Origin of the sequence: Siccirubricoccus phaeus (genome assembly GCF_008360935.1) — a bacterium.
GTDB classification, from domain to species: Bacteria; Pseudomonadota; Alphaproteobacteria; order Acetobacterales; family Acetobacteraceae; genus Siccirubricoccus; species Siccirubricoccus phaeus.
Genome location: NZ_SRXO01000041.1, coordinates 1 through 8,935, shown reverse-complemented (window position 1 = coordinate 8,935; position 8,935 = coordinate 1). Strand labels below are relative to the sequence as shown.

The window sequence follows — 8,935 nt, the reverse complement described above, 5'->3', positions numbered from 1 at the left end:
AGCTATGCAAGCTATGCAAGCTATGCAAGCTATGCAAGCTATGCAAGCTATGCAAGCTATGCAAGCTATGCAAGCTATGCAAGCTATGCAAGCTATGCAAGCTATGCAAGCTATGCAAGCTATGCAAGCTATGCAAGCTATGCCAAGCTATGCCAAGCTATGCCAAGCTATGCCAAGCTATGCCAAGCTATGCCAAGCTATGCCAAGCTATCCCAAGCCTACGAACAAGGGATACCCCTGCCCTTTCCGTTGATTTCTGCGCTCTTTGACCCAGGCTTACCGGGCCGGCAACCCCTGAGCTAACCCCTGCCCCTGAACCATCCCAGGAGTCCGCGCGATGCTGGTTGCACCGGCTGCGGCGGGGCTAGTGGCTGCTCCGGCTCGGGCTTTCGTTGATCGGTCAGAATGGCCGTCAGCTTCCGCCGCTCCTCCTCCGCCCGGTCCAGCCGCTCGCGCAGGTCATCGATCTGATCGGTGAGCTGCCGTCGCTCGCGGTCCCGTTCGGCCTCCTGATCGGCCAACCGTTCACGCAACCGGTTAACTTCATACTGAAGCAACGGGGGGGTTCCCTCTGTTTCCATTGGGGTTTCCTCCGTTGCCTTAGAGGGGTTTCCTTCCCGGTCAGGAGGGTAAACCCGAAACAGCTCCCCGGCCTGGATTCGATACGTGCCGTCTGCCTCCTGCTCACAGGAAAGGCGGCCGCTTTTAATGGCTTTCGATAGGGTAGGCTTGCTCACGCCGGCCGCCTTGGCTGCTTGGCCAAGGGTAAACACGACGGGTTGCCCTAATGGTAAATCGCTCATGAAGGCAACGGTAGCACGGGTATCGCCTCCGGCTGCAGGCTAACCGTTGCCTTATCCCCAACTTTGACACCAGGGCAACCCCCAATGCCTCACCAGGCAACCCTAGCGGAAACCGGCCCTGCGGTACGCTGCAGGGCCGGGGAGGGGTTAGCCCTTGCCAGGAGCCTTGCTTGGCATGATCACCAGGCGGGGGCGGTCACTGGTCGAGAGGTTGCGCAGCGGCCGGCGGACCTGTCCGGTGAGGCTGTCGCCCTTCTGGGTGGGCCAGAGGCCGGTCACCTCGGTCCAGATCGGCTTGCCGCCATCCGTCCCGTCGATGACGATCCAGGCGCGGAAGGGAGGACGTTCGCCCTCTGGCTGCCCGGTCTGCGGCTTTGCCGTGGGGTTTGCTTTCGTGAACATGGTTTTCTCCTTTTTGTTGGGCTGGCAATCACGCCAGCCCAACCGGAGGAAGGCCGGTCGAAGCAAACCCCACGGCAAAGCCGCAGACCGATCCGGCTGACATCGGAATGATTTTGTGTTGTAGCGCGATGTAGTGTATCGTAGTGGGATGACCGGAACGGAACCCGAAATGAGCAAAGGCCAGCCTGTCAGCGTGCGATTGCAGCCGGCGCTGCATGAGCAGGTGGGGGCGCTTGCGGCCGCGCTTGATCGTCCGAAGTCCTGGGTCATCGAGCAGGCGGTGAAAGAGTATGTCGAGCTTCAGGCCTGGCAGCTCGCCGCGATCGACGAGGGGATCAAGGCGGCGGACGAGGGCCGTGTGATTGCGCATGAGGATGTGGCGGCCTGGGTTCGGTCGTGGGATAGCCCCGCCGAACGCCCGGCCCCGAAATGCGAATAGTCTGGACCGAGCCCGCAATCCGCGACCTGCAGGCGGCCAGAGCGTACATCGCCCGCGACAAGCCCGGCGCGGCGGCCGAGCAGATGGAGCTGGTCCTGGGCGCTGTTGCCGGCCTGATCGAATTCCCCCATCTGGGCCGCCCCGGCCGCCGTCCCGGCACCCGTGAGCTGGTGGTATCCCGCACGCCTTTCGTCGTGCCCTACCGGCTGCGCGGCGACGCCATCGAAATCCTGCGCGTGCTGCACGGCCGGCAGCGTTGGCCGGACGACTTCCAGGGCTAGAGAGCGGCTTTACTGCGGCGCGCGGAGGCCTGGGCGCACGATCCGGACCGTGGCGTCTGGATCGATCTCCGCGCCTGGCGGGGCCGGCGGCGGCGGGGGAGGGGTTCTCGGCCGGCCGCCCCTGGACCGGTCCTCGATGGCGGTCTCGATGGCGTCCCGCATCTGGCGCAGCGGCGTGATCCACCACAGCACGGCCCAGCCCTGCTGGCGGGTGAGTTTGCTGAACACGCGCAAAGTCCCGACATTCCAGGCGAGGGCTCCTACGCCCCCGGCGATGGCCAGGAAGAGGGCGATTTCGCCGGGGTAGAGGATATCCCCCCAGACGACGGAGAGGCCTGCCAGGCCCGCGCAGACGGCCAGGGCGAGGAAGAACAGGGGGCGGGTGAGCTCGACGCCCTCGATGGTGGAGAGCTGGATGGATTTCGTGCGCGCCCGCACGATGTCCTCCGTCACCCGGAAGCGGCCGTGCCGGAAATACTCGTGGCCGGGCGCGCGTTCAGACAATGGGAGGCTTCCCGCAGGGGCCGGCCTCGGTGACGACGCCGCCGGATTCCAGGCGGCGCACGACGGCCGGGGTGTAGAGGCGAAGGCTGGCGGTGAAGGCGGCCATGTCGATGCGGTCCTTCATCCCGTCGGTCACGGCGCAGCCGCAGAACTGCGCCGGCGTGGCATGAATGATCCCGCGCCTGGCCTCGCGCTCCTCGGCCTGCAGCGCCTGGGCGAGGGCGGCGCGCTCCTGCTGCAGCCGGGCCTGCAGGGCAGGGGCCGTGTAGCTGTTCGCCCAGCCCTGGAGGGTGTTGCCGTGCCGGCGCATGAATTCGTCGCTGCCAGGCCGGCCCCCGAAGATCATCCCGAGCGCGCCGCCCGTGGCCTGCTGCATCTGCTGGGCGAGACGTTCCATGTTCTCCTGTATCCGCCGCTCGCCGGCCGCGACCAGGGAAGCAACGGCGGCCTGGCGCTCGCGCCGGCCTTCGGCGACGGCCGTCTGGCAGGCGGGGATGTAGTATTTCTGGGCCAGGCGCGGGGCGATGATTTCAGGGGCGAGGTAGAGGTAGTTGAGGCCGAACCAGACGATGATCCCCCCGAGCAGCGGAGCGATTTCATCGACGGGGATCAGGTCCTTCCAATCGCCCATGGCTGCAATCCCGGGATAGCCGTTCTTCCTGCCTATCGAATTAATATCGTAAGAATGGTTGGCTTTCGTCAACCATGGAAGGGCCGGCAGCGTGGACGCGCGCGACCTCGACAGGGGTCTCAATCAGGCCTTCGGGTTCGTGGTCTGGATGTTCGGCCAGCTCTTCCAAGCGCTCGCCTGGGCCTGGGCGCAGACGCCGGCCGGGTGGGAGTGGTGGTGGCGCGCGTTGCTGCTCGCCGGCATCGTCCTGATCGGGCCGCGCCTGGCGGTCGTCCTGGTTCGCCGGCTATGGCGGCTGAGCTGGGGCATGCCGAAGATCTTCGGCCGCGCGCGCTTCGCCTCGGTGTTCGAGCTCTGGCGCGCAGGCCTCCTGCGGCCTGGCGGGCGCTTCCTGGGGCAGCTCTGGGGCCGGGATATCGCGCTGCACGGGGAGGGGCATTGCCTGACCGTGGCGGCGCAGGGATCGGGCAAGACGACGGGCCTGATCATTCCGACGCTGATCACCTACGACGCCGGCTCTGTCGTCGTCACCGATCCCAAGGGGGCGATCACGGCGCAGACGCGCCGGCTGCGCGCGAGCCGTGGCCGCGTCGTCGTGCTCAACCCCTGGCGCGACGAGCTGATGGGCGATCCGGCCTTCGCCCTCGATCTGGGGGATGAGGGATTCAATCCGCTGCAGCTCGTCGGCTTCGACCGCGCGGGCCGGTCGGCCGCCGCGATGCTGGCAGGCCTGCTGCTCCCCGACATGCCGGGCGAGGAATCCTATTGGCGGACGGAAGCGCGCGATCTGCTGGAATGGGCGATGCTGTACCAGGCCGCGAAGCTCCCGCCGGACAAGCGCACGCTGCCGGCCCTGCAGGCGCTGCTCTACGACCCTGCCGAGCTGACGGCGATCATGGAACGGTTGGTCAAAGACAAGCATCCGGCGAGCGCGGATGCGCCGCTGCGGGGCGCGGCGGCAAAATTCTATGGCCTGGTGGCGATGCAGGCGGGACCGCAGTTCGCCGGCGCGCAGGGCACGGCGGCGACGGCCCTGAAGATCTACTCCGAGGGCTCGGCCCTGGGGGAGCATGTCAGCCGCAAGGGCGGGTTCATGCTCTCCGATCTGAAGGGCGAGACGCCGCTCACCCTCTACCTGATCTGCCCGCCCAATCACCTGGTGAGCGATGACCGCAAGTGGCTCAACCTGGTGCTGGCGCTGATCACGCAGGAAATCGGCAAGCCTGGCGCGGCGCGGGAGACGGTGCTGCTGATGGATGAGTTTCCGGCGCTCGGCTATCTGCCGAACCTGCTGCCGGCGCTTGAGCAATTCCGGGAGGCGGGGCTGCGGGCGCACCTGATCGCGCAAAACCCCGGCCAGATCATCCAAACCTACGGCCAGGACGGGCTGCGCCGGCTGTGGGGCGCGGCCGAGTACAAGCAGTTCTTCCGCATCACCGATCCCGACCAGGCGCGCCAGCTCTCCGAGTGGCTGGGCAACGTGACCGTGCGGACGGAAAACATCAGCGCGCGCGGCGACACCTCGACGGGCCTCGCCGGTGTGCCGCTGATCCGGCCTGAGGAGCTGAGCGGCATGAAGCGGGGCCGGCAGATCATCGTGCGGCCGGAGGCGCGGCCGGTGCGGGGGAGGGTGATGCCGTTCTTCAGGCGGCGGGCGTGGGCGGCGATGACGGACCCGAACCCCTACCGGGGCCGGTGAGGCCGGAGGCGCGCCAGGTCGGTCAGACCGGCCCGCGTGTTTTGGGGGGCTGTCTGCCCCCCAAACCCCCCGAGGATACAGGGCACAAAATGGGTGAATGTTTTCAAGGAGATTGATAGAATTTGCGAGCGGAACCCAGGGATGGATAGTCCGCGCACGAAATGGGCGGCCAGTCCTTCGGGGCTGGCCACTTTCGTTCCGGGGATAGGAGAAAGCCCGTCATTCGGGCTTTGGTGTGCGCTTCGCCGCTATGAACGCGTCAAAGTCGAATGGCGTGGACGGGCCGGATGCCTCACCCTCGATGAGGGCGGCCCGCAGCGCCTGCAGCTTGATTTCGTGCTCTTCCAGCATGCGCAGGCCTGCCCGCACAACCTCGCTCGCGGACTGGAACCGCCCCCGCTCGATCTGCTGGTCAACGAAGGCGGCGAAGTGATCGCCCAACGAAATCGACGTGTTCCGCGCCATGGATGCCTGCCCTTTCTATACCAATATATGGTATTATATATTGGTATCGGCGCAGGCCTTGGGCATTCCTCACGGCATCAGCCGCTTGGCTGCCTCGCAGAAATCGATGGATCAATCGTCGCAAAGCTGGACGGCAACATTGATTCCGGACGCATCCAATTCAGCAACGAACAGGCGAAGCCCCTCCCGTTCCGCCTCATTCGTCGGTCTAGGCAAGAATAAAACATCCGGACATCCGTCAATAGACACGACAACACGCCGAAATTCTTCAGTAGCAAGGGCAATATAATCTGCTTTCTTCTGATTTTCCATGCTGAACCCTAATTCATTCTCCAATAAAAATCATCTGTTCCTTGGTCGGTCTGAAAAAAGCCCGTTCTTCGGCCGGCCCTGCAAGGTCGAATCCCGGAGGATCGGAGGCCCTGTCAAAACGGCGCTTTAGCGCCGGGACCGGAGCCACGCGCAGCCGCTTTCCGCCTTCGCTGTGCGCAATGTTACGCTTTAGGCGTCGGCTCCGAAGAATGTCGCTGCGCGGCCCGCCTCCGGCGGGTCCTCCAAAGAATGAGGCTTTTCAATCGTCTTGGACGATTGCGCCTGTCGAGATTGACCGTTCCGGCGGCGAGGCCGGTATCCCATCTGCCGGGGGAGGGGCGGGGCCAGCCTCGGGGGGGCGAGAGTTTCAATCCGGCTTGGGGAGGGTGCGCGCGTAGCTCTCCAGCACGGCATTCATGACCGTCTGATAGCCCTTGCCCTGCGCCTTGTAGGCTTCCAGCACGGACCGCTTGACGCGCAGCGTCACCGGCTGCGTGCGATCCGGCTCGGCCAGGCGAGCGTTCTTCCAAAAGCTCGCATCGAGCTCGGGAATTTCGCTGTAGTCGATCTGGCTATCACTGCGCGCCGCCAGTTCTTTCAGGCGCTTATCGGAAATGCCCATGGTATCTGCTCCTTTCGTTCCGATTCGCGAGCCGGGCCGAGATCAGGCGGGTTTTGCCCTGCCGGTCGGTGTGCACCACCACCACGGCGACAACGCCACGGATCAGGCCAATGCTGACGATCCGCTCCTCGCCGTAATCGTTGCGCGTGTCCACTTGGGACAGCACCGGCCCCTCGAAAATCAGGCTCGCCTCTTCGAAGGAAATTCCGTGCCTTTCCAAATTCTTGGCGTTCTTGTTCGGGTCCCATTCGAAGATCATCGAAATAATGTTATAACAAATTGTATGTACAGGTCAAGGGAATATAACGTTTCCCGTTCTATCCCATCTGCCGGGGGAGGGGAGGGGCCAGCCTCGGGGGGGTGAACCCTATCAGGGTCGATAGGTTGACGGGGGCGGGGCGGTCTCGGCCGCGAGTTCGGCATTCGCCTGTTGCAGCGTCCGCACGGCCGCCGCGACGGTTTCGGGGTCCGCGCCCGCCTCAACCGCTTCCGCCCAGGCGGCGGCGGCCTCTGCGACCGCGAGGGCCTTCACGGCCGCGAGCGGGGCAGTCCCGCCATTCGCCGCTGCGGCCTGCCGCACGCGCTCGCGCATGGCTGGCAACATGGCCTGCATCTCGGCGGCCGTGCGGGTCTTCCTGCCTTCCGTCATCGTCCCGGCTCCTGCTGGTGCCGGGGATCATGGCGCGAGCTCGCCCCCTTGGCTGCCTCGCAGACAAAGCGGCCCCGCCGCCCCTCTAAACCCTGTTCCTTGGTCGGTCTGAAAAAAGCCCGTTCCTCGGCTCGGCCCTGCAAGGTCGAATCCCGGAGGATCGCAGGCCCTGTCAAAACGGCGCTTTAGCGCCGGGACCGGAGCCACGCGCAGGATGCGTCAGCATCCGAGCATGGCGAGGACCCGCTTTTGACAGGGCCGAGAACCGTAGGGACGCTGAATGCAGGTCGGGGCGCATGCCCGCCGCGCAGCGGCCAAACAAACAGGGTCGGCGCGCAGCGCCGTCCGCTCCCCGCCCCAAAGTGCCCGTACCTTCCCTCCCCCCCCGCTCGGCAGTTATCCACAGGTCCCGTGTGTTAGATATGTGTTAGAGAATCTGTTACGGGATTCTGGTAAGACTATAACCCATTGAATTAACTTGGTAAATTGGCGTCGCGAAGCTCGCGAGCGTGGGTGATAACACGAAAAAGCGTGGGTAAATACACGAAAGAACGTGGGTAAATACACGAAAGAAGGTCCGCTTCGGACCTGTGGGTAAAAACACGAATCCGCTTGAAGCGTGGGTGAAGACACGTGACGATGTGCCCCGTGGGTGAAGACACGAATCATCAGCGCTCGCCGCTCCTGCCCGTCCGGCACACCGTGCCGGACTTCTTCGTGTGCGACCTCTTCGACGCCGCGCCCAAGGGCGACATGGCCTCGATGGAGCACCCGATTTTCAGCCTCTCCACCAAGCCCGACCGGCGGGCGCGGCGCTACGAGCACAACGGACACTTCCTGCAGGTCAGCCCTTCCGACCTCGGCCTGGCGACGGTGCACGACCGCGATGTGTTGATCTTCTGCATCAGCCAGGTGATGGCCGCGCTCAACGAAGGCCGGGCTGTCTCCAAGGTGCTGCGCTTCAAGGCCTACGATCTGCTGATCTCCACCAACCGCGGCATCGACGGCCGCGGCTATGAGCAGCTCCGGGCCGCCTTCAAGCGCCTGCAGGGCACGCAGATCGAGACGAACATCATCACCGGCGGCATCGAGATGATCGACATCTTCAGCCTGGTCGATCGGGTGCGGATCGTGCGGGAGACGCGCGAGGGGCGCATGCTCGATGTCGAGGTGACGCTCTCGGATTGGGTGTTCAATGCCATCCATTCGAACGAGGTGCTGACCCTGCACCGGGACTATTTCCGGCTGAGGAAGCCGCTAGAGCGGCGCATCTACGAGCTGGCGCGCAAGCACTGCGGCCGCCAGGGCGAATGGCGGATTTCGCTCGATCTCCTGCAGAAGAAATGCGGCTCGAATTCCACCTTGCGCGAGTTCCGCCGCCTGGTGGGCGAGATCGTCGAGCAGGACCAGGCGCACGGCCACATGCCCGATTACGCGCTCTCCTTCACCGATGACGTGCTCACCGTCTGGCCGCGACGCGCGCTCCCCGATGGCTCAGGGGAGGCAATCGCCTATGACCGGGTGCGCCTGACCCAGGACGGCTACGAGGCAGCCCGCAAGGCCGCGCCAGGCTGGGACGTGTACGGGCTTGAGGGCCAATGGAAGGCCTGGATGCAAAAGACCCAGAAGCCCCTCCCCCGCGCCCCGGATGCCGCCTTCGCCAAATGGTGCGCCCGCTACTTCCAGAACCATGGCAGGCCATGAAGCCGGTCGCGCGCAAGCATCACTTCGTACCGCAATGCTACCTGAAAGGCTTCACCAAACACCGGGAGAAGCCAAAACTCTTTGTCGTCGATCTCAAACGCCGTAACCACTTTGAAACCGCGCCGGAGAATGTCGCGGCAATCAGGGATTTTCATTCCATTGAGGCCGAAGGTCACCCAATCGACGCTATAGAATCTGGGTTGGCCGATTTTGAAAGCGAGCTGGCGAAGGCATTGGCGCGAACGATTGCTGCCAATGAAATCCAGAGCGAAGAAGATAGGATATACCTACTCAACCTCTCAGGAATCCCCTCATTTTTCGTTGCGTGGTCTATAGGCGCGATTCGTCTGGGCTTGGTAGCCGTTCCAATGTGATGCGGGTTGGAGTTGTTCGGTGGGCGAGGCGGATCGGGGTCAGGCGAGGC

Annotated in this window: 15 protein-coding genes; 6 read left to right on the top strand and 9 right to left on the bottom strand. The window is 64.4% G+C overall.

What is annotated here, in order from left to right; genetic code table 11:
- Positions 1-303, top strand: a 303-nt coding sequence (locus E5N76_RS30180; RefSeq protein WP_207792148.1) for a hypothetical protein, incomplete at its 5' end; no start/stop codon positions are given.
- On the opposite strand, the gene E5N76_RS28925 is transcribed toward E5N76_RS30180, so the two are convergent.
- Positions 300-803 (bottom strand): hypothetical protein, encoded by a 504-nt coding sequence (locus tag E5N76_RS28925; RefSeq protein ID WP_149541454.1) that lies wholly within the window; start codon positions 801-803, stop codon positions 300-302. The genes E5N76_RS30180 and E5N76_RS28925 overlap by 4 nt on opposite strands.
- Positions 804-950: 147 nt before the next feature.
- Positions 951-1,205: a hypothetical protein gene (locus E5N76_RS28920; protein WP_149541453.1), complete on the bottom strand. Its 255-nt coding sequence runs from the start codon at positions 1,203-1,205 to the stop codon at positions 951-953.
- Between the two features lie 148 nt (positions 1,206-1,353).
- On the opposite strand from E5N76_RS28920, the gene E5N76_RS28915 reads away from it, so the two are divergent.
- Both E5N76_RS28915 and E5N76_RS28910 read left to right on the top strand, forming a co-directional pair.
- Entirely contained in the window at positions 1,354-1,644 is a 291-nt protein-coding gene (locus E5N76_RS28915; RefSeq protein ID WP_207792147.1) for a CopG family ribbon-helix-helix protein, read from the top strand.
- Positions 1,635-1,925 carry a type II toxin-antitoxin system RelE/ParE family toxin gene (locus E5N76_RS28910; protein ID WP_149541452.1) on the top strand — a complete coding sequence of 97 codons (291 nt, stop codon included), beginning with the start codon at positions 1,635-1,637 and terminating at the stop codon, positions 1,923-1,925. The genes E5N76_RS28915 and E5N76_RS28910 overlap by 10 nt, the downstream gene beginning before the upstream one ends.
- A 9-nt stretch (positions 1,926-1,934) precedes the next feature.
- Here E5N76_RS28910 and E5N76_RS28905 read toward each other — a convergent pair whose 3' ends face one another.
- The gene (locus E5N76_RS28905; RefSeq protein ID WP_149541451.1) at positions 1,935-2,429 is read right to left on the bottom strand and encodes a hypothetical protein; all 495 of its coding nucleotides are present in this window, start codon (positions 2,427-2,429) and stop codon (positions 1,935-1,937) included.
- Positions 2,422-3,132, bottom strand: a complete 711-nt coding sequence (locus tag E5N76_RS28900; protein WP_149541450.1) for a hypothetical protein — start codon at positions 3,130-3,132, stop codon at positions 2,422-2,424. The genes E5N76_RS28905 and E5N76_RS28900 overlap by 8 nt, the downstream gene beginning before the upstream one ends.
- Before the next feature lie 19 nt (positions 3,133-3,151).
- On the opposite strand from E5N76_RS28900, the gene E5N76_RS28895 reads away from it, so the two are divergent.
- The gene (locus E5N76_RS28895; protein WP_149541449.1) at positions 3,152-4,759 is read left to right on the top strand and encodes a type IV secretory system conjugative DNA transfer family protein; all 1,608 of its coding nucleotides are present in this window, start codon (positions 3,152-3,154) and stop codon (positions 4,757-4,759) included.
- A gap of 219 nt (positions 4,760-4,978) precedes the next feature.
- Here the strand turns inward: E5N76_RS28895 and E5N76_RS28890 are convergent, their stop codons facing one another.
- The 5 genes from E5N76_RS28890 to E5N76_RS28870 form a co-directional block, all read right to left on the bottom strand.
- Complete coding sequence (locus tag E5N76_RS28890; RefSeq protein ID WP_149541448.1) at positions 4,979-5,224, bottom strand: type II toxin-antitoxin system ParD family antitoxin; 246 nt, start codon at positions 5,222-5,224, stop codon at positions 4,979-4,981.
- Between the two features lie 111 nt (positions 5,225-5,335).
- A complete protein-coding gene (locus tag E5N76_RS28885; RefSeq protein ID WP_149541447.1) occupies positions 5,336-5,536 on the bottom strand; it encodes a hypothetical protein in 201 nt (66 codons plus the stop codon).
- 367 nt (positions 5,537-5,903) lie between these two features.
- The gene (locus E5N76_RS28880; RefSeq protein WP_149541446.1) at positions 5,904-6,158 is read right to left on the bottom strand and encodes a BrnA antitoxin family protein; all 255 of its coding nucleotides are present in this window, start codon (positions 6,156-6,158) and stop codon (positions 5,904-5,906) included.
- A complete protein-coding gene (locus E5N76_RS28875) occupies positions 6,142-6,417 on the bottom strand; it encodes a BrnT family toxin (protein WP_149541445.1) in 276 nt (91 codons plus the stop codon). The genes E5N76_RS28880 and E5N76_RS28875 overlap by 17 nt, the downstream gene beginning before the upstream one ends.
- Before the next feature lie 111 nt (positions 6,418-6,528).
- On the bottom strand, positions 6,529-6,807 hold the full coding sequence (locus E5N76_RS28870; RefSeq protein WP_149541444.1) for a hypothetical protein: 279 nt from the start codon (positions 6,805-6,807) through the stop codon (positions 6,529-6,531).
- 702 nt (positions 6,808-7,509) lie between these two features.
- On the opposite strand from E5N76_RS28870, the gene trfA reads away from it, so the two are divergent.
- Both trfA and E5N76_RS28860 read left to right on the top strand, forming a co-directional pair.
- Positions 7,510-8,511, top strand: a complete 1,002-nt coding sequence (gene trfA / locus E5N76_RS28865; RefSeq protein ID WP_235907957.1) for a plasmid replication initiator TrfA — start codon at positions 7,510-7,512, stop codon at positions 8,509-8,511.
- The gene (locus E5N76_RS28860) at positions 8,508-8,885 is read left to right on the top strand and encodes a DUF4238 domain-containing protein (protein ID WP_187830478.1); all 378 of its coding nucleotides are present in this window, start codon (positions 8,508-8,510) and stop codon (positions 8,883-8,885) included. The genes trfA and E5N76_RS28860 overlap by 4 nt, the downstream gene beginning before the upstream one ends.
- Positions 8,886-8,935 lie beyond the last annotated feature (50 nt).